General features: G+C 56.8%; 24 protein-coding genes. 14 read left to right on the top strand and 10 right to left on the bottom strand.

All coding sequences use genetic code 11. The features are described from left to right. Nucleotides 1–72: 72 nt before the first annotated feature. Entirely contained in the window at nt 73–1596 is a 1524-nt protein-coding gene (locus Q0802_RS07180; RefSeq protein WP_298915684.1) for a DUF2125 domain-containing protein, read from the bottom strand. Nucleotides 1597–1725: 129 nt separating this feature from the next. On the opposite strand from Q0802_RS07180, the gene Q0802_RS07175 reads away from it, so the two are divergent. Then, a complete protein-coding gene (locus Q0802_RS07175; RefSeq protein WP_298915681.1) occupies nt 1726–2475 on the top strand; it encodes an SDR family oxidoreductase in 750 nt (249 codons plus the stop codon). Further along, entirely contained in the window at nt 2472–3080 is a 609-nt protein-coding gene (locus Q0802_RS07170) for an enoyl-CoA hydratase/isomerase family protein (RefSeq protein ID WP_298915678.1), read from the top strand. The genes Q0802_RS07175 and Q0802_RS07170 overlap by 4 nt, the downstream gene beginning before the upstream one ends. Here the strand turns inward: Q0802_RS07170 and Q0802_RS07165 are convergent. After that, entirely contained in the window at nt 3077–3379 is a 303-nt protein-coding gene (locus Q0802_RS07165) for an HNH endonuclease (RefSeq protein ID WP_298915675.1), read from the bottom strand. The two genes, Q0802_RS07170 and Q0802_RS07165, sit on opposite strands and share 4 nt — an antisense overlap. Nucleotides 3380–3452: 73 nt before the next feature. Between Q0802_RS07165 and Q0802_RS07160 the strand changes: the two genes are divergently transcribed. Together Q0802_RS07160 and Q0802_RS07155 are read left to right on the top strand one after the other, a co-directional pair. Continuing rightward, nucleotides 3453–4787: a mechanosensitive ion channel domain-containing protein gene (locus tag Q0802_RS07160; RefSeq protein WP_298915671.1), complete on the top strand. Its 1335-nt coding sequence runs from the start codon at nt 3453–3455 to the stop codon at nt 4785–4787. Further along, the gene (locus Q0802_RS07155; protein ID WP_298915668.1) at nt 4784–5968 is read left to right on the top strand and encodes a TIGR03862 family flavoprotein; all 1185 of its coding nucleotides are present in this window, start codon (nt 4784–4786) and stop codon (nt 5966–5968) included. Before Q0802_RS07160 ends, Q0802_RS07155 begins: the two co-directional genes overlap by 4 nt. On the opposite strand, the gene Q0802_RS07150 is transcribed toward Q0802_RS07155, so the two are convergent. Continuing rightward, nucleotides 5947–6531 (bottom strand): glutathione S-transferase family protein, encoded by a 585-nt coding sequence (locus tag Q0802_RS07150; protein ID WP_298915665.1) that lies wholly within the window; start codon nt 6529–6531, stop codon nt 5947–5949. The genes Q0802_RS07155 and Q0802_RS07150 overlap by 22 nt on opposite strands. Nucleotides 6532–6659: 128 nt before the next feature. On the opposite strand from Q0802_RS07150, the gene Q0802_RS07145 reads away from it, so the two are divergent. Further along, entirely contained in the window at nt 6660–7088 is a 429-nt protein-coding gene (locus tag Q0802_RS07145; protein ID WP_298915661.1) for a GFA family protein, read from the top strand. Here Q0802_RS07145 and holA read toward each other — a convergent pair. The 4 genes from holA to Q0802_RS07125 form a co-directional block, all read right to left on the bottom strand. Beyond that, nucleotides 7085–8086 carry a DNA polymerase III subunit delta gene (gene holA / locus Q0802_RS07140; RefSeq protein ID WP_298915658.1) on the bottom strand — a complete coding sequence of 334 codons (1002 nt, stop codon included), beginning with the start codon at nt 8084–8086 and terminating at the stop codon, nt 7085–7087. The genes Q0802_RS07145 and holA overlap by 4 nt on opposite strands. Then, nucleotides 8083–8562, bottom strand: coding sequence for an LPS assembly lipoprotein LptE (gene lptE / locus Q0802_RS07135; RefSeq protein ID WP_298915655.1), 480 nt, complete (start codon nt 8560–8562; stop codon nt 8083–8085). Before lptE ends, holA begins: the two co-directional genes overlap by 4 nt. Beyond that, entirely contained in the window at nt 8549–11086 is a 2538-nt protein-coding gene (gene leuS / locus Q0802_RS07130) for a leucine--tRNA ligase (RefSeq protein ID WP_298915650.1), read from the bottom strand. Before leuS ends, lptE begins: the two co-directional genes overlap by 14 nt. An 87-nt stretch (nt 11087–11173) precedes the next feature. Continuing rightward, entirely contained in the window at nt 11174–11680 is a 507-nt protein-coding gene (locus Q0802_RS07125) for a DUF3576 domain-containing protein (RefSeq protein ID WP_298915647.1), read from the bottom strand. 285 nt (nt 11681–11965) lie between these two features. On the opposite strand from Q0802_RS07125, the gene Q0802_RS07120 reads away from it, so the two are divergent. Continuing rightward, nucleotides 11966–12913, top strand: a complete 948-nt coding sequence (locus tag Q0802_RS07120; protein ID WP_298915644.1) for a porin — start codon at nt 11966–11968, stop codon at nt 12911–12913. 101 nt (nt 12914–13014) lie between these two features. Next, nucleotides 13015–13671 carry a YggS family pyridoxal phosphate-dependent enzyme gene (locus Q0802_RS07115; protein WP_298916806.1) on the top strand — a complete coding sequence of 219 codons (657 nt, stop codon included), beginning with the start codon at nt 13015–13017 and terminating at the stop codon, nt 13669–13671. A gap of 11 nt (nt 13672–13682) precedes the next feature. On the opposite strand, the gene Q0802_RS07110 is transcribed toward Q0802_RS07115, so the two are convergent. Continuing rightward, on the bottom strand, nt 13683–14177 hold the full coding sequence (locus Q0802_RS07110; protein WP_298915641.1) for a L,D-transpeptidase family protein: 495 nt from the start codon (nt 14175–14177) through the stop codon (nt 13683–13685). Continuing rightward, complete coding sequence (gene ribA, locus Q0802_RS07105; protein WP_298915638.1) at nt 14174–15262, bottom strand: GTP cyclohydrolase II; 1089 nt, start codon at nt 15260–15262, stop codon at nt 14174–14176. Before ribA ends, Q0802_RS07110 begins: the two co-directional genes overlap by 4 nt. A 161-nt stretch (nt 15263–15423) precedes the next feature. Here ribA and Q0802_RS07100 point away from each other — a divergent pair, with 161 nt between their 5' ends. The 5 genes from Q0802_RS07100 (at nt 15424) to Q0802_RS07080 (ending at nt 18976) form a co-directional block, all read left to right on the top strand. Continuing rightward, complete coding sequence (locus Q0802_RS07100; protein WP_298915635.1) at nt 15424–16110, top strand: response regulator transcription factor; 687 nt, start codon at nt 15424–15426, stop codon at nt 16108–16110. A 253-nt stretch (nt 16111–16363) separates the two neighbouring features. After that, complete coding sequence (locus Q0802_RS07095; protein WP_298916803.1) at nt 16364–17152, top strand: exodeoxyribonuclease III; 789 nt, start codon at nt 16364–16366, stop codon at nt 17150–17152. A 52-nt stretch (nt 17153–17204) separates the two neighbouring features. Next, entirely contained in the window at nt 17205–18122 is a 918-nt protein-coding gene (trxA, locus tag Q0802_RS07090; protein WP_298915632.1) for a thioredoxin, read from the top strand. Nucleotides 18123–18149: 27 nt separating this feature from the next. Continuing rightward, entirely contained in the window at nt 18150–18794 is a 645-nt protein-coding gene (locus Q0802_RS07085) for an LON peptidase substrate-binding domain-containing protein (protein ID WP_298915629.1), read from the top strand. Next, nucleotides 18791–18976, top strand: coding sequence for a Trm112 family protein (locus tag Q0802_RS07080; RefSeq protein ID WP_298915626.1), 186 nt, complete (start codon nt 18791–18793; stop codon nt 18974–18976). Before Q0802_RS07085 ends, Q0802_RS07080 begins: the two co-directional genes overlap by 4 nt. On the opposite strand, the gene Q0802_RS07075 is transcribed toward Q0802_RS07080, so the two are convergent. Continuing rightward, nucleotides 18973–20199: an FAD-dependent monooxygenase gene (locus Q0802_RS07075; RefSeq protein WP_298915623.1), complete on the bottom strand. Its 1227-nt coding sequence runs from the start codon at nt 20197–20199 to the stop codon at nt 18973–18975. The two genes, Q0802_RS07080 and Q0802_RS07075, sit on opposite strands and share 4 nt — an antisense overlap. Nucleotides 20200–20284: 85 nt before the next feature. Between Q0802_RS07075 and Q0802_RS07070 the strand changes: the two genes are divergently transcribed. After that, complete coding sequence (locus Q0802_RS07070; RefSeq protein WP_298915620.1) at nt 20285–21613, top strand: amidase family protein; 1329 nt, start codon at nt 20285–20287, stop codon at nt 21611–21613. Between the two features lie 109 nt (nt 21614–21722). After that, a complete protein-coding gene (locus tag Q0802_RS07065; RefSeq protein WP_298916800.1) occupies nt 21723–22904 on the top strand; it encodes an aminotransferase class I/II-fold pyridoxal phosphate-dependent enzyme in 1182 nt (393 codons plus the stop codon). Nucleotides 22905–22914 lie beyond the last annotated feature (10 nt).

Genomic DNA, 22914 nt, shown 5'->3' with positions numbered 1-22914 from the left:
ACTGCAAGGGCGGGATGAAAATGGGGCGCTGCAAGCGCCCCAATGCGGGTCAGCCGAACAGCCGGTAACAGGCTACTGTATGCGTTGACCGTTTGCCAGAATGTGACCCTCTTCATTGATCTCAATTTTGGAGTTCAATGTATCGGGGGCATTGCCGGGAACCGCCAGCAGACCCATCATCATGCGCGCGCCCATGGCCTGTTCTTCGGGAACAAGGCCCATGGCAACAAGCGTGTCGAGGAGCTTGTTGCCGCCAACCAGCGATAAATTCACCGCACCTTCGGGCTTTGGCGGCCCGACTGGGGCGGAGTTATCAAAGGTAAACGCCCCTTCGCCGGTGAGTTCAGCACCTGCGACGGTAACTTGCAGGCGGTTGATATCCACGGAACCAATCTCTGCGGGTGTCACATTCGGATCACCAGAGACCACGGCGGCGGCGGGGTCGAGGAAGTCGAACAGCAGCCGCGCCTTGCCGGTGAGGTCAAGAACAAGCGTCGCCGGATCGCGCGGCAATTGGGCTGACGGGTCAAACATGCCCCAAAGAAGATCCGACATTGAAAAGTCAGTCAGCGAAAAGCCCGCGGCAAAATCGCTCATTTCATCAGACTTTTGCAGCGGCATGGCGAGATTGAAAGCACCTTCGGCCATGTTGAACTCTACGGGGACCGGCAAATCCTGCGCCGTCATGGAGACATTGATGCCTTGTTGCGCCGCCACATATTCCAGGCCGTCAGCGCCCATGAGGATGCCGAGGGTTCCCCCAGACGAAGACATTTCAGCATTCATCGCGTCCACTCCGTTCTCGACAACCCCAATGGTTGAGGATCCGCCGGAGTAGGAGAAGGTTCCATCAACGGCCATGCCGGCTTCCAGCAGTTCGAGCATATCTCCGGCTGCAACCACGTTCAGCGGCAAGGCATTGGTGCCCGCGTAACTCAGGCCATCAAGTTGGCCCTGAATATCGGCACTTCCCGTGCCTTCCGGGTCCACGAAGGTAATATCATAGGATACTGCACTCGACTGCATGCGCTGGTCATAGCGCCGCATATCCGTGAGGGTGGTTTGCGTAGTGCCGGAGAGCCCCTGCATGACAAGGCTCATGGCGGCGTCTTCAGGGCTCAGGGTCTCTCCGCCTACCGTGACACCCGCCAAACGCATTTCAACGGATTGCGCGCCATAGACACTGGTCATATCGGTCGGTTCGCCTGAGACGGTCGCGGTCAAACCCGATTGCAGGATTTCCAGATTGACATCTATCTTCTCGCCGTCGGGGTTCACCGCATTGATGGCAACCGGCGATACTTCGGGGAAAATGACCCCAACGCTGCCATCGCCATTTTCCCGAAAGGTAACCGTCTCGAGCGTCATCGACATTGTACCGACCTCTTCGGAACCCGGGGCGGTGAAAACCATATCTTTGACGATCAGCGTGTTGCCAGATTGATTTTCCGTTGCCGTAACTGTGTATCCGACGCCCTTAAAATACTCCTTCCAGTCGTTCCACGTATCCTGTGCTGAAATCTCCGCAAAGGATGCCGACGATGTGGACAAAAGAAACAGGACGCTGGCAGAACAGCGCAGGTTCAAAACTGACATGGGTGAATCCTTATAAAAACTGTCGCGCGCATGGTCTGCGAAGGTCTGGCGATGGTCAAGAGGAAGCAGGGGTGGACCCTTAACGCATCGCGGATTACCACGGGGCAACAGATGGATGGGAGTATTGCAATGGATATGAATGGAAAGACGGTCCTGATCACCGGAGCAAGCCGTGGGATCGGCGCAGAAGCTGCACGGGTATTCGCAGCCGCCGGCGCAAATGTTGCCTTGTTGGCACGTGGTCAGAGAGAGATTGCTGATCTGGCAGGTGAAATCGGCGATAAGGCCATTGCGATTCCCTGCAACGTCTCAAGCTTCCGCGAAGTTTCGGCTGCAGTGGAGACAACGGTCAACGCATTTGGCGGCCTGGACGTTCTGATCAACAACGCTGGCATAATCGAACCGATTTCGCATTTGAGCGAAGCCGATACCGAAGCTTGGGGCGATGTGATCGATGTCAATCTCAAGGGCGTATTTTACGGGATGCGGGCGGCCGTACCGGTCATGAAAGCGGGCGGCGGCGGTTCTGTGCTGACCATCAGTTCCGGGGCAGCCCATGGTCCTGTCGAGGCGTGGAGTCATTATTGCGCCTCCAAAGCAGCAGTAAACATGTTGACGCGCTGCCTGGATAAGGAAGAAGCGGAGAGTGGCATTCGTGCGATTGGGCTGTCGCCGGGGACAGTTGCTACGCAAATGCAGCGCGAAATTAAATCAAGCGGCATCAACCCGGTCAGCCAACTGGATTGGGACGTTCATATTCCTGCCGATTGGCCCGCGCGCGCGTTGTTGTGGATGTGCAGCCCGGCAGCCGACACGTGGTGTGGGCAGGAGATTTCGCTGCGCGACGAAGACATCCGCCGCAAAGTGGGATTGATATGATCGACGTCTCGCAGGATGCGGGCCTTTGGACAGTTACGCTGAATCGGCCCGACAAAGCCAATGCGCTGACCGAAGAAATGCTGAGGTCACTGGTGCAAGCCATCAGAGACGCACACTCAGCACGTGCTTTGATCCTGACAGGCAAGGGGCGTATTTTCAGCGCCGGTGCTGACCTTGATGCAGCCCGCGCCGGGCTTGCGACCTCCCCTTTGTGGGAAGAGCTATCTGCGGCGATTGCCAGGCTGCCGGGACTGACAATCGCCGCTTTGAACGGCACGCTTGCAGGTGGGGCAATGGGCATGGCGCTGGCCTGCGATATTCGTATCGCGGTGTCCGAGGCAAAATTCTTCTATCCGGTCATGAAGCTTGGGTTTTTGCCGCAACCCAGCGACCCCAAGAGAATGGCCGCTCTGATTGGGCCGTCCAGAACCAAGCTTATACTGATGGGTGGACAGAAGATCACGGCAGATGAAGCTCAGGTATTTGGTTTAGTTGATCGGATTGTGCCAAAGGATGATCTGATGTCCCACGCAAAAGAACTGGCAGCCGATACGCTTGCAGCATCACTGGGCATCGCCCATGGCATCAAGGAACTCTGTCACTAGGTTCGGGACGTTTTGCGCCGTCTACCAGGCACCTTGGACAGAAATCCTGGTGGTCTTTTGGACACCCAGGAAATGAATTTCTGCAATCGCGGATGAGCGCGCAAACTGGTTATTGTATGAAAGTCACGTGCCAGTTCTGCCTCCGTGAGGGTGGCGTGAATTTCACGGTGACAAATATGATGCAGCAATACGGTTGGACCGCCCTTTCCGCCTTTTAGTTTCGGGACAAGATGATGCAGGCTTTGTTTGACATTTGCAGGGATCGGCCGGTCACATAAAGGGCAGATCGGATCGGACATCTGGGCTTGCTCCTCATCGCACCGACGGGCATGACTCTAGCGAGCGCGCACAGGATGAAAAGAGGGATGCCGCATGGAGTTTGATCTGTCTAGCCAACCGGAAATTGTCCAGCAAGCTGCGGAATATGCCCTGCTGGCGTGGGATTTGGCAAAGTCCTGGGCATTGAGCCCGGCAGCTTGGTCCCAATTTGCCTTGCTGGTGATCGCCTATCTGTTGGCAATCATCGTTGCGCGTCGCCTTCGCGGATTATTTGCCAGGATTTTGACCCCCGCACCTGAGGCCGACAATATCATTGCCAGCGCGCGCCGAACAGTGCTGCTGGCATTACCACTCTTGTTGCCCTTGATGGCGTATCTTTTTACCGCGCTCGGAGAGAGCGTCGTCCGATCGATTTTCGACAGTGGTGCGGTCATCGCATTCGGCAAGCGTGTCTTTTTGTTTCTGGCAGTGCGGACCCTGGTGCGCGAGATTATCAAGGACCCGTTCCTGAACCTTCTGGGCCGCTACGTTCTGCTGCCGGTTGCGGCACTCTATACCGTCGGGTTGCTCGATCCGCTGACAATGAAGCTGAACGAGATGACCGTGTCGCTGGGCAATATCTCTTTCACGGTGATGTCGCTGGTACGCGGGGTGATTGCCGGGGGCATTCTGTTCTGGCTCGGCGGCTGGTCCAACCGTCAGACCACGCAGTTCATCGAAAACCAGAAAGACATGCGCCCCTCGCTGCGGCAACTGACCGCGAAAGTGCTGGAGTTCGCCATATTTGCCGTAGCCTTCCTGTTGTTGTTGAACATCATGGGCATCAATCTGAGCGCCCTTGCCGTGATCGGCGGGGCCATCGGCGTAGGTCTTGGTTTCGGATTGCAGAAGATCGCGTCGAATTTCATTTCCGGCGTCATACTGTTGATCGAAGGGCAGGCAACCGTCGGTGATTTTGTTGAACTGGATGGCGGCGAATCCGGTCAAATCGTCAAGATGACAGCGCGCGCCGCGATATTGGAGACTTTCGATGGGCGTTGGATCGTTGTTCCGAACGAGGATTTTATCACCACGCGCGTGGTCAACTATTCCGATTCAGGTTCAGCCAACCGGTACGAAGCCCCTTTTTCCGTCAGCTATGACACTGACATCAACCTCGTGCCGGGCATTATCGAAGAGGCGGTGACAACACACCCGGATGTTCTGGACACGCCCTATCCACCGGACTGTGAGTTGCGCGGCTTTGGGGATAGCGGCATTGATTTCGCCGTGGAATTCTGGGTGAACGGCATTGACGATGGCCCAAACAAATACACATCCGACGTGCTTTTCCTGATCTGGAATGCGTTGAAAGAACACGACATTGAAATCCCTTATCCGCAGCGGGTCGTTGAGTTGAAAGGCCCGTTGCCGCAGGGGGGGGCGTGAATCACGCCCTGGTCATTGGGGGCGGACCAGCGGGTCTTATGGCGGCTGAGGAACTTGCATCAACCGGTGTGAAAGTAACGGTGTGCGACGCCAAGCCATCTATCGGACGCAAATTCCTGATGGCCGGAAAATCCGGCCTCAACCTCACCAAGGATGAAAGCTTCGAGGCCATGTTGCCGCGGTATTTCGAAGCCGCTGAGCCTTTGCAGCCGATGCTGAGGGAGTTTGACGCCGCCGCCGTGAAGGACTGGGCGCGCGGATTGGGGCAGGAAATCTTTACGGGGTCAACGGGCAGGGTCTTTCCCAAAGTCATGAAAGCCTCCCCGCTCTTGCGCGCCTGGGTTCAGCGGCTCTCCGGTGCTGGTGTTGCTTTTCGCACCCGGATGCGTTGGCGGGGTTGGGAAGACGGGAGGGCGGTTTTTGACGGTCCGAACGGTCCTGAAACCGTCGCCGCTGACGCAACCGTTTTGGCTTTGGGAGGGGGCAGCTGGTCTCGTCTCGGATCGGATGGTGCCTGGCAGGAGGTACTTGTGGCACGGGGCGTCGAGGTTACGCCCCTTGCGCCGTCCAATGCTGGTCTCAGCGTGCTCTGGACCGATCACATGGCGCCTCATTTCGGCAAGGCGCTCAAGGCGGTACGCTGGCAAGCGGGCTCAATGTCCTCACGGGGGGAAGCGATTGTATCCGCACGAGGTCTGGAAGGCGGCGGCATTTACAGCCTCACACCTGCGATCCGCAACAATGCACCCCTAACGGTTGACCTCGTGCCGGACAGGACAGCCGCGGATCTGGAAAAGCAGCTGTCGTCAAAGGCTGAAAATTTGCGGCTGTCAAATTGGCTGAAAAAATCCTTGCGATTGCCGCCTGTAAAAACAGGTCTTTTCTTCGAAATGGTTCAGGGGGCGACGTTAGCCCGCGCCGACTGGGTGCGGACGGTCAAGGCACTGCCTCTTCGCCATGCAGGTATCCTGCCGATGGATGAAGCGATTTCGACCGCAGGCGGCGTGGCCTTTCAGGCGCTGACGCCTGCGTTGATGTTCAAAGAAATTCCGGGCGTCTTCTGCGCGGGCGAAATGCTGAATTGGGAAGCGCCGACAGGTGGCTACCTGATCACCGGATGCCTTGCCACGGGGCGATGGGCCGGGAAAGAAGCCGCGCGTTACATCGCCGAGGTTGCCTGAAATGCCGCACGGTCGCGCAGTGATTTTCCGTATGCAAAAAGCTTGTCATCCGTACGCGGGAACTTGGCACCGATTGCCCAGTTAAGACAATGGCAGGCCAGAATATCCGGTATGGTGAGGTGATCGCCCATCAGAAATGGCCCCTCCAACCGTTCTGACAATTGTGCAGCGGAGCGTTCGAACTCGAACTTCAGTGTATCCTTCACGGCAGGCACACGATGTTCTTCGGGTAAGACGAAACTGTGTTTAGCCGCAGACCAGAGAATGGCGTCCAATTCGTCAATCAGCCACAAGGTCATGGCATCCTGCTTTGCGCGCGCAACGGTTCCGGCGGATGCGGTCAGCGCGCCATGTTTGTCGCCAAGATACGTCATGATGGCCACGGAATCGGTCAGAACCGCATCGCCGTCGACAAGCGCCGGGATTTTTCCAGAGGGGTTGTACTGTCTTGCATCCTCTGAACGGGGCGCCGCCGCGATATGTTCAAAAGGGACGCCAATTTCATTCAGCATCCAGATCACACGAAAGGCGCGCGACTTTGTCGCTCCGATTACCTGATACATTTGCTACCTCGAATTTGCGACTTTCACAGCAGAGTGGCACGTGACACCAGGGCACGCAACTCCTGTCACAAACTGTCAGTAGGTACGACCATAACTCTGTCATACCCTGCAAGAAAAGGAGCATCGATATGTCTACATCCGGAGCGTGCCTCTGCGGCGCGGTAAGTTACACACTGACTGACAAACCGAAAGAAACCGGGGCCTGTCATTGCAGCATGTGCCGCAAGTGGAGCGGCGGGATATTCCTTGGGATTGAGGTGCCCTCGGAGGCTGTCAGTTTCGATGGCGCGGAGAACCTGACCAGCTACACGTCTTCTCCCTGGGCGGAGCGGGCATTTTGTAAAACCTGTGGCAGCAGCATCTACTATCGCGTCACGGCACCGGGGCCGCACCAAGGCACCTATCACTTCGGCTATGGGACTCTTGACGGGGCCACAGACGTACCGTTGACCGGCGAGTTGTTCATCGACAACAAGCCTGATGGGTATAGTTTCAGCGAAAAAACCCATCAAATGACCACCGAAGAGGTGATGGAGATGTTCGCACCGAAAGACTAGCGGCCACCCAACATTGCCAGGCGGATAAAGGCGCGTTCGACCAATGCCATGCCCGGCGCATGTTGCCCTGCCGATCTGAGTTGCAGATCTGTATCGGTCAGCAGGGTTATCGCTGTCTCCAGTTTCGCCGGGCCCCACTTGCGTGACTGGGCCAGCATCCGGTCCCGGTTGGGTCCGAAGATTGTCGGTCGCCCGGAGGTATCCGATGCTGCCCGGTGCAGCGCCCGGAAGTGACGCATGGCACCAATGCAAAGCCCAACCGGCGTTGCCCCCTGCGCTGCCAGCTTCTGCATGACCGGACCGATGTCGCGCGCGCGCGCTTCTGCAACGACCATCAGCACATCATCTACATCGGCCTCGGTCGATGTGGGCGCGCAGGCCGCAATGTCTGCTAGGGAAACGGGTTCTGCGTCGCCAATCTTGTAGAGCGCCAGCTTCTCGACAGTCTGGCGAAAGTCACCGGGGTCAATCGCCTGCGCGAGATCGTTCAAGGCCCCAATTGCATCACCGGGAATTTCGCCAAGCCCGGCGTCGCGCAACGCTGTTTCAATCTCTTCGCGCGTGGGGGGATTGTCGTAGATGGCCGCAGCATAGGCCTGGGGATGCGCCTCGAACGCCTTGCGCAGTTTTGACGTGGGCTTGAGGGCACCAGCGGTCACCACAATCTGTGCATCACCGGGTTGCCAATCCTCCAGAGCTGTCAGGATCGCCGCCGCGCAGTTTTCATTCGCTTCTTCCACAAAGACGGCGCGGGGCCCGGGAAAAAACCCGATGGCCTTCAGCGCGTCCAGCAGTGTGGCCGGGTCTTTGCGCACATCGCCACCGGTCAGTCGCGTCAGCCGCATTTCCTCTTCGGCGCCATCACCAAGCAACGCGCCCAGCACTTGCTGCCTTTTCAGGGCAACACGCATGGCATCAGTCCCAAAAATCAAAAGACCGGTTTTGGTGGCGTCCGGTTTGGCGAAGTAAGCATTTGCGTCTCTTGTCGAGAGCTTCATGGCACGTCGGTAGATAAAACGCGGGTTGTGATCTGATCCGCCAACAAGACCATAAGGCGCTTTTGCGCATCTCTCTCCGCGGCAAGGGTGGCGACAGTTGTGCCCGCCGCGGAATATCCGGTGAAGTTGTCAACCGAACCCGACGCGATAACGCCTCCGGACTTGGCATTGATCAGCGAAAAATCCGCATACCCTAAAATGTTGTAGCGCGTGATGCTGCCTTCGGTATCAACTGCGAGGTTTTCCTGCCTTGTGCGGACCGCCACGTCAAGTTTGTAACTGGGGTCGCCAGATCGCCCCAAACGTTCCTCGATCCGCCGGGTCAACAGATAGCCGTTCAATGTGTCAGGTTCGGATACTTCAACCTGGTTTTGAAGCTTGGTGCCGGTACCGCCGGTTCCATAGACGGGGGCAAACCCGCAGGCCGTCACGGCCAGAGAGGCCAAGAGAATAGATATACGTTTAAACAACGACATTAACGATCCGTCCGGGTACGACGATGATTTTCTTAGGGGTTGCACCGTCCAGGGTTCGCTGAACAGCCTGATCCGCGATGGCTGCTTTTTCAACCTCTTCTTTTGGCATGTCGGCCGGTACGGTGATTTCCGCGCGTCTTTTGCCGTTCACCTGAATGGGCAGGGTCACAGTGTCAGAGACAAGCATGGCTTCATCTGCCACCGGCCAGGTGGCGGTTGTCACAAGACCTTTGCCGCCCTGATGTGCCCAGATGTCTTCGGCCAGATGCGGGGTCATCGGTGACATCAACTGTGCCAGCGTCATGATGGCTTCGCGTTGTGCTGAATGGCCTGCTTTGGATTTTTGTAATGTCGCGGTGAAGGCGTAGAGCTTGGCAATTGCGGCATTAAATCCGAAACTCTCAATGCCCATGGTCACATCATGGATGCAGGCATGCATGGCGCGCAGCAGCGCCTCGTCACCCTGCCCGGCGGTATCCCGTTCCATTTTGCCAATGCGGTCGCAGAGATTCCAGACGCGTGTCAGATGTTTGAATGCGGCCTCGGCCCCAGAGGCGGTCCATTCCACGTCACGTTCCGGCGGGCTGTCGGACAGCACAAACCACCGCGCCGTATCCGCGCCATAGGCGGAAATGATGTTAATGGGGTCCACTACGTTCTTCTTGGATTTGGACATCTTGGCCGACGGGATGATCTCGACTTCTGTGCCGTCGCTTAGTTTCCCCTCGGTGACATCTTCGGGCAGGTGGTAAACAGGGCGGCCTTTTGCATCGCGGGTCTGGTAAATTTCATGCGTCACCATCCCTTGAGTAAAGAGCGCATCAAAGGGTTCATTGGCTGACTTCGGCAAATGCCCGGTAATCTGCATCGCCCGTGCAAAGAACCGTGAGTAAAGCAGATGCAGAATCGCATGCTCAATACCGCCGATATATTGGTCAACGTTCATCCAGTATTCGGCGTCTTCCTTGATGGTCGGTGTTTTGGCATCTGGCGCGGTGAAGCGGGCAAAATACCACGAACTGTCAACGAATGTGTCCATCGTGTCGGTTTCACGTTTCGCCGGTTTGCCACAGGATGGACAATTTGTGTCACGCCATGTCGGGTGGCGGTCAAGCGGATTGCCGGGCACATCGAAACTGACGTCATAGGGCAGTTCGATGGGCAGGTTTTCTTTCTTCTCCGGTACGACGCCGCAATCGGCGCAATGCACGACCGGGATCGGACAGCCCCAGTAACGTTGCCGCGAAAGACCCCAGTCGCGCAGGCGGTACTGGGTTTGACCTTTGCCGAGACCATGCGTCTCGAAATAGTCTATTGTGGCGTTGATCCCGTCCTGGCTGGTCGTCTCCGCGATACCTGCGAAATGATCAATGAACACGACCTTTTCGGTTTTGGCTGGCACCAGTGCAACGTCTTCAACTTCTGTCTCGTCGCCGGGCATGTAAAAGGCGTTTCGCACATCGAGACCATATTTGCGGGCGAAATCCAGGTCGCGCTGATCATGGGCGGGACAGCCAAATACTGCGCCCGTGCCGTAATCCATCAGGACGAAGTTGCCGATCCAGACCGGTAATTCGACGCCCTCATAGACAGGGTGTTTGACCCGCAGTCCGGTATCGATGCCCTTCTTTTCGGCCTTTTCCATCGCCGCTTCGGTGGTGCCCATCTTACGGCATTCCTCGATGAAGGAGGCCAGTTCGGGGTTTTCCGCTTCAAGCGCTTTCGACACCGGATGGTCAGGGGAGACAGCGATAAAGGAGGCACCGCGCATGGTGTCGGGGCGGGTGGAGTAACACAGAATGGTACCTTTGCCATCCGTGCGCTCAAAGGGGATATCGATCCCGCGCGACTCGCCAATCCAGTTTTCCTGCATCAGGCGGACCTTGGCGGGCCAGTTTTCCAGACCGTCGAGCGCGGATTTCAACTCGCCGGCCATATCGCTGATCTTGAAAAACCACTGGGTCAGTTCGCGGCGCTCGACATCCGCGCCGGAGCGCCAGCCTTTGCCGTCAATCACTTGCTCATTGGCCAGCACGGTCATATCGACCGGATCCCAATTCACCTGTGCGTTCTTGCGGTAGACCAGTCCGGCCTCCAGAAAATCCAGAAATAATGCCTGCTGCTGGCCGTAGTACCCCGGATCGCAGGTGGCGAATTCGCGCGACCAGTCGATGGAGAGGCCCAGAGGCTTCATCTGATCCCGCATGTCGGCGATATTGCCATAGGTCCAGTCTTTCGGGTGACCACCGATCGCCATGGCGGCGTTTTCGGCTGGCATTCCGAATGCATCCCAGCCCATGGGGTGCAGCACATTGTGACCTGTTGCCAATTTGTAACGCGCGATCACATCTCCCATGGTGTAATTGCGCACGTGACCCATATGGATGCGCCCGGATGGGTAGGGAAACATCTCCAGCACATAGTATTTCGGCTTGTCTGCGGACCGGACAGCCTTGAAGATTTCATCCCTGTTCCAGACCTCTTGCCAGCGGGCTTCGATCTCTGCGGGTGTGTAACGCGTCATTTATGCGTCCTTCTTAACGTAGGAGCGCCGGGAGCCGTTTCATTCACGGGGCCCGGCGCTGAGATGGGAAAGGGTCTGGGATCGGCCCTAGAGCCTGTTGTCAGCGATCCGGAGTTGGCGTGCGCGGCTTAGAATCGCATCCTCAATGGCGCGAACAGTTGCCGCATTGGCGGGGCCACCCTTGGTCTGAACCGACACATTTAAGGATCGTGCATCCAGCGCGGGATCGTTAATCAGGACTGTTGCCCGGTACGAACGCCCGCCGCCCGGAGGTGTGCCAAACCCGGTAACGATCACCCCGGTAAACGGGTCAACCGATTGAACTGGCAGGAAATTCAGCACTTCGAGCGATGCCGACCAAAGATACTTGTTCACCGCAACCGTGATTTCGGTGTTCTGGCGGCGGAAAGCATCCCAGATGGTTGTGCCTTCGCCACCGCCACCTTCAACGATCCGCGTGGTATCATCATCAATGCTGCTGCCGGGGCGCTGGCTTTCAACCGGCTGCGCGGTGCGCGATGTACCACCGCATCCAGACAATGCGACAGCGATGGCGATCACTCCGAAAACCCGGAAAATTGTTGATAGTGTCATAAGGATGCCTGTTGCCCAATTTGAGCTGCACGTTAATCCAAGTGCAGGTGCAGGGACAAGGGCGTTGTGGCGCATATATACTGTCCTGCCTACTTGTTTGCCGCCCCAGAGGAGCGGGACCCTCGGCCAGGTTGAAAAAGGTGTGGCAAAGCTGCACCATTTTTTCCGTCTCTCGCATCGTGACGCTCCAAGTTCTTGCAAAAGGGGGCGTTTAAGAGCGAAACACTGCTCAGGTTCAAAAGGGATTCACCCGTTGGACAAAGAATAGCAACCGAGGACAAGTTCATGAAAAAACTTCTCATCGCTACAACAGCTCTGGTGGGTACAGCCGGCGTCGTAGCAGCAGAAACAACATTCTCAGGTTACGGCCGTTTTGGTATTCTCTATGAAGAAGACCGTGGTGGTAACACAGAAGAAGAAACACGTATTGAGAGCCGTTACCGCCTCAACATCGACTCTTCGACAGAAACAGACGGCGGCATTCGTTTCGCTGCTCGTATCCGCGTTGAAGCAAACGAAAATGCCAACAACTCTGCAAACCAGGGTGTCTTCTCCGGCGCACGCTTCCAAGTGTCTTCCGGCGGCCTGCGCGTTCGCGTTGGTAACGTCTCCGGCGTTACAGACGCAGCAGAAGTTGTAAACTACTTCGGCTACGAGCCCGGTCTTGTTGGTCAAACCGGCCAGTACGCAAACTCCGGCGTTTCCCTGCCAGCGTTCTCCAGCACCGGTGCTGGTAACAACGGCGTAAACGTCAAGTACGAAATGGGTGACTTCGCGTTCATGGCGTCTTACACAGACGACCACACCGACAACCTCGGCGGCGCTGGTGCGGTTGCATTTGGTGACTCTTTCGAAATCGGTGCGTCCTACACGTTCAGCGCGTGGACAGTTGGTGCTGCCTACGGTCAGTTCGAAGCTGCAGGTTCCGCAGTTGAGAATGACTTCTGGGTCATCACAGCCAACGGTACACTCGGTATCGCAGACGTTTCGTTCCTGATCTCCGACTTTGATGGCGACGACGACACCGTATTCGGTGCATCGACATCCATCCCAGTTGGCGCGGCAACAAACGTTGTAGCATCCGTATCCACCGGCGGTGCAGACGCAAACGACACATCCTACGGTCTGGGCTTCACCCACTCCCTGGGTGGCGGCGTGTCCCTGTCCGGTATGGCGGGTTCCAACGCAGCCGGCAACACCATTGCTGACCTGGGTGTTCGCTTCAACTTCTAAGTTGACTGCAACAACCTGAAATTGGGGCAGGCCTTCGGGTCTGCCCTTTTTCTTTTCAGCAGGCCCATTTATGTGTCTGTCAGGAAAAGATGGAGTTTAAAGTGGGCATTCAGGATATTTCTGAGCGTATCGCCGCCGCGGCATCTGAGGTTGGGCGTTCCAGAGAGTCCGTCAAACTGATTGCCGTGTCTAAGGTGCAGCCAAATGCGCGGGTCGAGGCCGTTTTGCAGGAGGGCCACCGGTGTTTCGGAGAAAACCGTGTTCAGGAAGCAGCCGGGAAATGGCCTGAATTTCGCGAGGTCTTTGACGATATTGACCTGCATTTGATTGGTCCGCTGCAAACCAACAAGGCACGGCAGGCGTTCGATCTTTTCCAAAGCATTCATTCGCTGGACCGTCCCAAGCTGGCCAAAACTTTCGCTCGACTGGCTCAGGAAACAGGGTATTGCCCGGAACTCTTTGTTCAGGTCAACACCGGCGAAGAGGCACAGAAAGCGGGCATCCTGCCGAGTGAGGCGGACGCATTTATCAAGGATTGCCAAGCGCTGGATTTGAGCATCACGGGATTAATGTGCATCCCGCCCGTCGATGAAGAACCATCTTTGCATTTTGCGCTCTTATCGAAGATTGCAAAACGCAACGGGTTGGATGGGCTCAGCATGGGCATGAGCAGTGATTTCGAAAAGGCGATCCGGCTGGGGGCAACGCATGTCCGCGTCGGATCCGCGATCTTTGGTGCGCGCGTGGCGGCACCCTGATCGGATGCGCATTACCGGATAATCAGCCGGGTGCGGGTTGAAATCCGACCTGCAATCTTGTGCAGATGGGCACGGGACAAGGCGATACATCCTTCGGTGGGATACCCGGGGCGCCGATACTGGTGAATGAAAATCGCAGATCCGCGCCCTTTGATGGCATCAGGCCAGTTCCAGTCGGTCAGAATTACCAGGTCGTATAGGGGATCCGCACGTCTGAGCTTTTCGTGGCTTGGGGTATAGGGCGCGCGCACCATCATGTTGTAGTCGGCATCACTGACATCGTCCGACCAAAGGTCGCGCGGCCCGATGGGAAGAGCCCATGTGGTGGGTGCAGGCATTCGATCCGGGCGGTAGAGCATGCCGACGATGCGGTGCGTTCCAATTGGTGTTCCGCCGTCGCCTTCCTTCTTGTCAGCGGCCAAGCCGGATTTTCCGATGGTGCACGGGTAGGTATGCCCCGCGAACCGCAGGCCCCGGGGCGTCAAAACCAGATCGGCGGGCGTCATAGAAGATGACCGGATTTTCTGGCCTTGGTCGCAAGGTAATCCCGGTTGTGCCGGTTTTCACCCACTTGAAGGGGCACCCGTTCCACCACGTTAATGCCGCTGGCCTGCATCATCGCGACTTTATTGGGGTTGTTGGTCAACAGTTTGACTGCCCTGAACCCCAGCGACGTCAGAATGTCTGATCCAAGGCGAAAATCGCGCTCATCATCTTCAAACCCAAGCCGATGATTGGCCTCAACCGTATCGAACCCCTGATCCTGAAGCGAATAGGCTCGCATCTTGTTCGCCAGGCCGATGCCGCGACCTTCCTGGTTCATATAAAGAAGAATGCCATGTGTTTCCTGCCCCATCCTCGCCAATGCGGCACGCAATTGCGGACCGCAATCGCATTTCAGTGATCCCATCAGGTCACCCGTGAAACAGGCAGAGTGCAGGCGCGTTAAAACCGGCTTCGATCGGTCTGGTCTGCCGATTTCGATGGCGTAATGCTCCTCTCCGCCATCCTGCGGGCGAAATACGTGCAAACGGCCTGCCTCGGAGACTTCGAGCGGCAAACGCGCGCTTACGACCGGGTGCAAAGGGCTTCGTTGCGACAAATGGGCGAGCGTTTCATCTAACGGTAAGCACGTCAGCCCGTGGACTGACGCGAATTCCGACGCCTCGGTGAGGGGCGCAACCAAAGCGGCTGGCAAAAGGCGGGCGGATTTGGTCAGTTTCAATGCAGCGCGATGGGCAGACGCATCGCTGTCGCGATCACACGCCAGCGGCCCCTTCATTGGTTTGATCAAATCGTCAGATGGGTCCGCGATCCCTTGTATCCAATCCAATGAGGTCTCCGCAGGCAACAGAATGCGCGCCAGATCACCGTCATAAGCGCGCGCTTTCAGTGTCTCCGCTCGGCGCGCAGTAACTGCCAGCACGACACCCTTGGGCTCGGCAAGGACAGCCCGTAACCGCGCATCTGTCAGAGTTTCCGCCGCGAAGACCAAAGCGGAAACCGGTCCTTCCAAAACAATCGGGACCCCAATGCGCAAGTCAGCACGGGCCCGCGCAAGGCGTTCGGAGATGTTGGGACCAATCTTCATGATGTTACAATGCCTGCCATTTCATTGCATGATCTAGGCCAAATAGCCCGGAATTGAAACAATTACGGGGGGTTGTAACACGACAGCGTGAAAGAAAACCGCCCAAGCTTGCCAGAATGATAAATCGGACACATCTCTATGCCAGATTAGGGAGATAGCTCATGGCACAACTCAAAAAGATACTATTGGTCGATGACGATGATGATCTGCGTGAAGCGCTGAGCGAGCAATTGATCATGACCGAAGATTTCGACGTTTTTGAAGCTGCAAACGGTGCAGATGCGATGGTCAGGGCTAAAGAAGCGCTTTACGATCTGGTGATTCTGGACGTGGGGCTACCCGACACAGATGGTCGTGAGCTTTGCAGATTGATGCGCAAGCAGGGGGTGAAAAGTCCGATCCTCATGCTCACCGGTCATGATAGCGATGCGGACACGATCCTCGGTCTGGACGCCGGCGCGAATGACTACGTGAGCAAACCCTTCAAGTTCCCGGTCTTGCTGGCGCGCATCCGCGCACAACTGCGTCAACACGAGCAATCAGAAGATGCGGTATTCCAGTTGGGCCACTACACATTCAAGCCTTCCATGAAAATTTTGGTGACCGAGGACGACAAAAAGGTTCGTCTGACTGAAAAAGAGACGAATATTCTGAAGTTCCTCTATCGCTCTACAGATGGTGTCGTGCCAAGGGATGTGCTGTTGCACGAGGTTTGGGGATACAATGCGGGGGTCACCACGCACACGCTGGAGACACATATCTACCGCCTGCGTCAAAAAATTGAACCAGATCCGTCCAATGCGCGCCTTCTTGTGACCGAATCAGGTGGATATCGTCTTATGGCGTAAGATGTTTGGATTTTGTTAACCATATTCAAGCTATCGTTGTGCAGGGCGTGGTTCGCTGCGTCCTACGAATCCCGCGCATGTCCGGGTTATGACATGCACCTCCCTGTTGGACTTGGCCGGGCCTTGTGCCCGGCCCTTTTTTTTGGGGGTCGATTTTCCGAAACCTGAGCAATCTTCTGTCGATGAGTGGTTCGGCATGGCGCAGCCTGTCACTGCGCGCTACGGTGCCGCAACTTTATCCGGAGAGCGCCCAATGTCCTTTACCCTTGCCACATGGAACATCAATTCTGTCCGACTGCGCGAAGCACTTGTCTTGAAATTGCTCTCAGAAGAAGGCCCCGATGTGTTGTGCCTGCAGGAGTGCAAAAGCCCGGTCGACAAAATGCCATTGGAGGCGTTTGCCAATGCGGGTTACGGCCATGTCGTGGCGCGCGGGCAAAAGGGATATAACGGTGTCGCGATCCTGTCGAAAATCCCGATGGTCGAAGCGGGTTCGCAGGATTTCGCCGCCCTGGGCCACGCACGTCACATTGCCGGAACGCTGGAAAACGGCGTCACCGTGCACAATTTCTACGTGCCCGCCGGTGGTGATGTTGCTGATCGTACCGTGAATGAAAAATTTGGGCAAAAGCTCGACTATCTGACGGATATGCGTGATTGGTTCCGTGAAAACCGCCCGGAAAAATCCATCCTCGTTGGTGATCTGAACATTGCCCCGCGCGAAGATGACGTCTGGGACCACAAGAAGCTCTTGAAAGTTGTCAGCCACACCCCCATCGAGGTGGAACATCTGGCGGATGCTCAGGACGCGGGCGGATGGGTGGATGTCACCCGCCGGGATGTCCCCGAGGGCCGGTTATATAGCTGGTGGTCATATCGCGCCAAGGATTGGGACGCAGCTGACAAGGGCCGCAGGCTGGATCATATTTGGGCAAGTGCAGATATTCAGGATGCGGGACATTCCAGCCGTATCATGCGCTCGGCACGTGGATGGGAAAAGCCCAGCGACCATGCGCCGGTCTTTGCCAGTTTTGACCTTTGAAAAGCTGTGAAACCTCCCATATAAGCGCTGTCGCATATGCAAGGACAAAACGATGATGGATCTGAACCTGACCGCTGCCCCCGAAGCTGATGACCTGATCAAGGACTCTACCGAAGCCACCTTTATGGCGGATGTGATCGAGACATCGCAGACAACCCCTGTGATTGTCGATTTCTGGGCGCCATGGTGCGGCCCGTGCAAAACGCTTGGACCGCAGCTGGAAAATGCGGTGCGCGGCGCCAAAGGCGCGGTGAAAATGGTCAAGGTCAACGTTGACGAAGCGCAGATGATCGCGGGGCAATTGCAGATTCAGTCCATCCCGACCGTCTATGCTTTCCACAAGGGACAGCCCATTGACGGCTTTCAGGGTGCGGTACCGGAATCCGAGATCAAGTCCTTTGTTGACCGGGTTGCAAAAGCCGGTGGCGGCGAGGCCCCAGGCGAAGCATTGAGCGAGGCGATTACGGCTGCCGAAGAAATGCTCGCCGAGGGTGCGGTCGCGGATGCCGCCCAGACATTCTCAGCCATTTTGGGAGAAGAGCCCAACCACGCTGGCGCTTATGGCGGATTGGTGAGGGCGCATATTACGCTGGGTGAGCTTGATCAGGCGGAGGCTATTCTAAACGGGGCACCCGCTGAAATTTCCAGCTCTCCGGAACTGGAAGCTGCGCATGCGCAGTTGGAACTGGCGCGTCAGGCCGAAGGTGCAGGGCCTGTCGACGAGCTGCGCAGATCCGTTGAGGCAAACCCCGAGGATAATCAGGCGCGCTTTGATCTGGCGCAGGCCATGCACGCAAATGGTGATGTGGAAGGGGCTGTTGATCAGCTACTTGAACTTTTCCGCAGAGACCGGGAATGGAATGAAGGCGCTGCCAAAACGCAGCTTTTCACTATTTTCGAGGCGCTTAAGCCGAATGATCCGGTGATGTTGAACGGGCGTCGCAAATTGAGTTCAATGATATTTGCCTGAGGCAGCACGCGGGCTAGGTGGTCTTTTATGATAAAAGCCGCTGAGCTTCCCGAAACGATCGCAATCTTTCCGCTACCCGGTGCTTTGTTGTTGCCGCGCGCGCGGTTGCCGCTGCACATCTTCGAACCACGGTATCTCCAGATGCTGGAGGATTCTTTGAAGACCTCAACGCGTCTGATCGGTATGGTGCAGCCGAACGAAATCCCGGGCCGAAAGGAAAATGGCCTTCAGGCCATCGGCTGCGCAGGGCGTGTCACTCAGTTTTCCGAAACCGAGGATGGGCGTTATCTGATCACCCTGTGTGGCATTTCCAGGTTTCGCGTTATACAAGAAATTCAAGGGTTTACGCCCTATCGGCGGTGCGAGGTAGCGTGGGATGGTTTTGATCGCGATCTGGGACCAGACGAAAAAGACCCTTGCTTCCAGCGCCCCGGCTTTATGAATTTGCTGGAACGATTTTTTGACGCGCGTGAGCTTTCGGCGGATTGGGAGACGTTAAAGGAAGCGGATGACGAGCTGCTGATAAACTCTCTGTCGATGATGCTGGAATTTGATCCCGAGGATAAACAAGCGCTTTTGGAGGCCCCGTCTCTGCCGACCCGTCGCGAAACCCTTGTCACCCTGATCGAATATCAGCTGCGTGGCGGTAGCGAGAGTGAGATGATCCAATGAATGAAACTGCTGTCGAATTTGACCGCAGGATGCTGGAAGCGCTGATTTGTCCGCGTTCGCAGACCACGTTGAAATACGATGCGGAGAAGCAGGAGTTGATATCCATGACGGCGAACCTCGCTTACCCGATCCGCAACGGCATCCCGGTAATGCTGGTCGATGAAGCCCGGACGCTGGATTAGAGCTTTTCACCTTTCAGAAGCCGGGGCAGATCCCCCGTCAGCCCTGCCGCTTCCCGGATAAATCCACGCCTCATTCCGGGCATGTTCCCCACGATGCCCATGCCGATGTCACGAAGCCCGCGTAAGATCGAGTTATCGTTTGAAAACAATTTGTTGAATGCATCGGTGGCAAGGGCGAGGGCGGTGTTGTCGAAGCGTCTCCATTGCTGGTAACGGGATAATACCGCTGTGGTCCCGATATCTTCGCCGCGCCGCGATGCATCAGTGACAACATCCGCAAGGGCAGCCACGTCACGTAGCCCGGCATTCAGACCCTGGCCTGCAATGGGGTGGATGCCATGTGCAGCGTCTCCGACAAGTGCTACGCGCAGTGCGACCAACTCATTGGCAAGCGATAGTGACAATGGATATGTGAACCGCGCGCCGGTCAGCGAGAGATCGCCAAGAAAACTCCCGAATCTGGGGCGCAGAACGTTCAGGTAATCCGCGTCTGACATGGCGTTGATCTGATGAGCGTTTTCGGTCGTTTCGCTCCAAACAATCGAAGATCGGTTGCCCTTCAAAGGCAAGATCGCCAGGGGGCCGGCTGGCATGAAGAACTGATGGGCAACGCCATTGTGTGGCAAGGCGTGATCCAATGCACAGACCAGCGCCGTTTGGTTGTATTCCCACCCGGTCCGCTTGATCCCTGACCGCGCGGCGGTGCCGGAGCGCCGCCCGTCGCATCCGACAAGGAGCTTGGCACGTAGTGTCTTGCCGGACTGCAACACCACCGAGATACCTGTTGGATCAAGCTTCTGATCTATCACGACGTCGCCATTGATCTGCCGGATGGCCTTTTCTTTCTGAACAGCGTTCAGCAGAGCGGGGCGCAAATGGCGATCTTCGACCATGTACCCCATCGGGCCTTCCTCGATCTCGGCATGATCGAAGTGCATGAAAAACGGGGACGCACCTTCGCCCGCGCGCCCATCTGTGACCTTTATGTCGAGCATCGGTTGGGTGTAATCTTCGATATCGCCCCAAATGCCAAGAGCCTGCAGAAGCCGGGCAGAGGTCAGCGCAAGGGCATAGGAACGCCCGTCGAACCCCGCGTTCTTGCGCGTTTTCACGGGCAGGGCATCGACGACAATCACCGATTGCCCCGCACTTGCCAAAGCCAGCGCCAAGGTCGGCCCATTCAGCCCGCCGCCGACAATCAGGATATCGCAATCGAAAACCATGGTCCTCATTAGGACGGTGTGCGGGGGATTGTCCATGCGCGCAAGCGTCGCTACCCTTTTGCCAAAGACCATCGAAGGAAAAGATATGCAAGACTGGCTGCAGATGACGGCCGCGGATTTGGGCCGCGGCATAGGCGCGGGAGATATTGACCCTCGCGCTTTGACCGAAACCTATCTGGATGCCATCGAAGCACATGAATTCAAAGATAGAATCTACGCGCGGACAACGACATCCCGGGCTTTGGCAGAAGCTGCTGCAGCTGCTGAGCGCGCAAAAACCGGCCATCGTTTGTCCTTGCTGGACGGTGTTCCGATCAGCTGGAAGGATCTATTTGATACGGCGGGTGTTGCCACGGAGGCAGGCTCGAACCTGTTGAAAAACCGGATGCCGGACAGTGACGCCCTTGTCTTGCAAAATGCGACCGCGGCGGGCCTTGTTTGCCTGGGAAAGACGCATATGAGCGAGTTGGCCTTTTCGGGCCTTGGACATAATCCCAGCACCGCGACCTCGCCTTGCGTCAATGACACGACCGCCGTCTCAGGGGGGTCTTCGTCGGGCGCGGCGGCGTCTGTGGCATTCAATCTGGCAGCAGCGGGCATTGGCTCTGATACCGGCGGTTCGGTGCGTATCCCATCGGCCTGGAATGATCTTGTAGGGCTCAAAACCACCTCCGGCAAGCTGAGCCTCGAAGGGGTCGTTCCGCTTGCCTTGCGGTTTGACACGGTAGGCCCGCTTTGCCGTTCAGTAGAAGACGCAAACCTCATGTTGGCGGCTTTGGAAGGGAACAAAGCCTTCGATCTCGCTGGTGCTGCTCTCCAGGGGAGACGTATGGCGATACTCGAAACCGTCGCGATGGAGGACGTACGCGAGGCGCCTTTGGCGGCCTTTGAAAACGCCGTTGTTCGATTGCAAAATGCGGGTGCGCATATTGATCGCATCAGGGTTCTTGAAGTGGAAACGGCAATGGCTCAGAGCACCTGTGTCTATACATCAGAGGCTTACGGCCTCTGGCGCGACGCTATTGAGGCCAAACCGGACGCACTTTATGCTGAAATTCTCGAACGTTTTCGTTTGGGAAAGGGGTTTTCCGGCCCGGATTATGTCGCTGCCTGGGCCGTGCTGAAATCTGCACGTATGGCATATGACCGTGCGACCGCCGGCTATGACGCGGTTATCTTGCCATCAGCGCCGATCTTGCCACCAAATCTGGAACGGCTGAACACGGATCACGACTATTATGTGTCTGAGAACCTGCTGGCATTGCGAAATACAAGGATCGGTAATCTGATGGGTTTATGCGCACTGACATTGCCGACAGGCGTGCCAAGTTGTGGTCTGATGTTGATGGCGCCCCCAAATTGCGAAGGCGCTCTTTTACGGGTGGCGGCCGCCGCCGAAGAGGCGTTGTCCTAAAAGCCACAAATTCTCAGAAAGCTGCGCGTTTTTGTGGACGCAGGGAGCTGCCTTCGGTACTTTGGGGCAAACGGGACGTCAATGATCCCGAGCTGAGGCAGTTTTAATGGTGTATCCTGAGCGGTTTTCGAACCTTCCGGCACATGCATGGCCGCGCTTGCGCGCCCTGTTGGACGTGTCCGAAGGAGGTGGTCCGGCCATCCACATGACCATAGGCGAGCCGAAACATGCGTTTCCGGCCTGGGTTACGGATGTGATTTCTGAAAATGTTGCCGGGTTCAACAGCTACCCGCCAAATGACGGATCGCCTGAGCTGCGTCAGGCCATCGCTGATTTCGTGAAGCGGCGGTATGGTGTGCCGGTCAATGCAGACACGCAGGTTATGGCCCTAAACGGGACGCGCGAGGGGCTGTATAACGCTGTAATGGCGCTTTGCCCGGAGACGAAAGGCGGGCAAAAACCGGCAATCCTGATGCCGAACCCTTTCTACCAAGTTTACATGATCGCGGCGCTTTCCGCGACGGCGGACCCGATCATGGTGCCGGCAACGGTAGAGACCGGCCATCTGCCGGATTTTGCGGGGCTCTCCGAAGACATCCTGAACCGCGCCACGGCCGCCTACATTTGTTCGCCAGCGAATCCGCAAGGGGCGGTTGCGAGCCGGGAATATTGGCGTGGCCTGATCAATCTTGCGGAGAAATACGACTTCAAAATCTTTGCAGACGAGTGCTATTCCGAGATTTACCGTGAGACGCCGCCCGTAGGCGCGCTACAGGTGGCGCAGGAAATGGGCACCGATCTCAACCGCGTGGTCATCTTCCACTCCCTGTCAAAACGATCAAACCTGCCCGGCCTGCGGTCGGGGTTTGTCGCAAGCGGTGCGGAGAACATTGGTGAAATCAAACAACTGCGCAACTACGCAGGCGCACCCCTGCCGCTGCCGTTGCAGGCGGCCGCCGCAGCGGTCTGGAATGATGAAGCCCACGTGATCGAGAACCGCCGTCTTTATGTCGAGAAATACGAATTGGCGGACCGGATGCTCGGCAATGTGCCGGGGTACGCCAGCCCCGATGCCGGGTTTTTCCTGTGGCTGCCGGTTGAGAATGGCGAGAGGGCAGCGGTCAAGCTCTGGCGGGAAACCGGTGTGCGGGTGCTGCCGGGCGGTTATCTGGCGCAGGACTACAACGGGGTGAACCCGGGGCAAGGCTACATAAGAGCCGCGATGGTGGCTCCAAAAGCGGAAACGGCGCGTGGGATCGAACTGATCCGCGATTGCCTCTATCCGCAATAAAAATGAGGGA

It is taken from the genome of uncultured Roseobacter sp., assembly GCF_947495275.1.
GTDB lineage: Bacteria > Pseudomonadota > Alphaproteobacteria > Rhodobacterales > Rhodobacteraceae > Roseobacter.
This window is presented reverse-complemented; position numbering and strand designations above follow the sequence as displayed.

Excerpts from the sequence above, each read along its gene's own strand:
- Q0802_RS07085 (WP_298915629.1), top strand. The coding sequence starts at position 18,150 with ATGATAAAAGCCGCTGAGCTTCCCGAAACGATCGCAATCTTTCCGCTA.
- Q0802_RS07170 (WP_298915678.1), top strand. The coding sequence starts at position 2,472 with ATGATCGACGTCTCGCAGGATGCGGGCCTTTGGACAGTTACGCTGAAT.
- Q0802_RS07150 (WP_298915665.1), bottom strand. The coding sequence starts at position 6,531 with ATGTATCAGGTAATCGGAGCGACAAAGTCGCGCGCCTTTCGTGTGATC.
- Q0802_RS07125 (WP_298915647.1), bottom strand. The coding sequence starts at position 11,680 with ATGACACTATCAACAATTTTCCGGGTTTTCGGAGTGATCGCCATCGCT.
- Q0802_RS07070 (WP_298915620.1), top strand. The coding sequence starts at position 20,285 with ATGCAAGACTGGCTGCAGATGACGGCCGCGGATTTGGGCCGCGGCATA.
- Q0802_RS07080 (WP_298915626.1), top strand. The coding sequence starts at position 18,791 with ATGAATGAAACTGCTGTCGAATTTGACCGCAGGATGCTGGAAGCGCTG.
- Q0802_RS07165 (WP_298915675.1), bottom strand. The coding sequence starts at position 3,379 with ATGTCCGATCCGATCTGCCCTTTATGTGACCGGCCGATCCCTGCAAAT.
- Q0802_RS07120 (WP_298915644.1), top strand. The coding sequence starts at position 11,966 with ATGAAAAAACTTCTCATCGCTACAACAGCTCTGGTGGGTACAGCCGGC.
- trxA (WP_298915632.1), top strand. The coding sequence starts at position 17,205 with ATGATGGATCTGAACCTGACCGCTGCCCCCGAAGCTGATGACCTGATC.
- Q0802_RS07100 (WP_298915635.1), top strand. The coding sequence starts at position 15,424 with ATGGCACAACTCAAAAAGATACTATTGGTCGATGACGATGATGATCTG.
- Q0802_RS07145 (WP_298915661.1), top strand. The coding sequence starts at position 6,660 with ATGTCTACATCCGGAGCGTGCCTCTGCGGCGCGGTAAGTTACACACTG.
- Q0802_RS07180 (WP_298915684.1), bottom strand. The coding sequence starts at position 1,596 with ATGTCAGTTTTGAACCTGCGCTGTTCTGCCAGCGTCCTGTTTCTTTTG.
- Q0802_RS07110 (WP_298915641.1), bottom strand. The coding sequence starts at position 14,177 with ATGACGCCCGCCGATCTGGTTTTGACGCCCCGGGGCCTGCGGTTCGCG.
- holA (WP_298915658.1), bottom strand. The coding sequence starts at position 8,086 with ATGAAGCTCTCGACAAGAGACGCAAATGCTTACTTCGCCAAACCGGAC.
- ribA (WP_298915638.1), bottom strand. The coding sequence starts at position 15,262 with ATGAAGATTGGTCCCAACATCTCCGAACGCCTTGCGCGGGCCCGTGCT.
- lptE (WP_298915655.1), bottom strand. The coding sequence starts at position 8,562 with ATGTCGTTGTTTAAACGTATATCTATTCTCTTGGCCTCTCTGGCCGTG.
- Q0802_RS07095 (WP_298916803.1), top strand. The coding sequence starts at position 16,364 with ATGTCCTTTACCCTTGCCACATGGAACATCAATTCTGTCCGACTGCGC.
- Q0802_RS07075 (WP_298915623.1), bottom strand. The coding sequence starts at position 20,199 with ATGGTTTTCGATTGCGATATCCTGATTGTCGGCGGCGGGCTGAATGGG.
- Q0802_RS07160 (WP_298915671.1), top strand. The coding sequence starts at position 3,453 with ATGGAGTTTGATCTGTCTAGCCAACCGGAAATTGTCCAGCAAGCTGCG.
- Q0802_RS07175 (WP_298915681.1), top strand. The coding sequence starts at position 1,726 with ATGGATATGAATGGAAAGACGGTCCTGATCACCGGAGCAAGCCGTGGG.
- leuS (WP_298915650.1), bottom strand. The coding sequence starts at position 11,086 with ATGACGCGTTACACACCCGCAGAGATCGAAGCCCGCTGGCAAGAGGTC.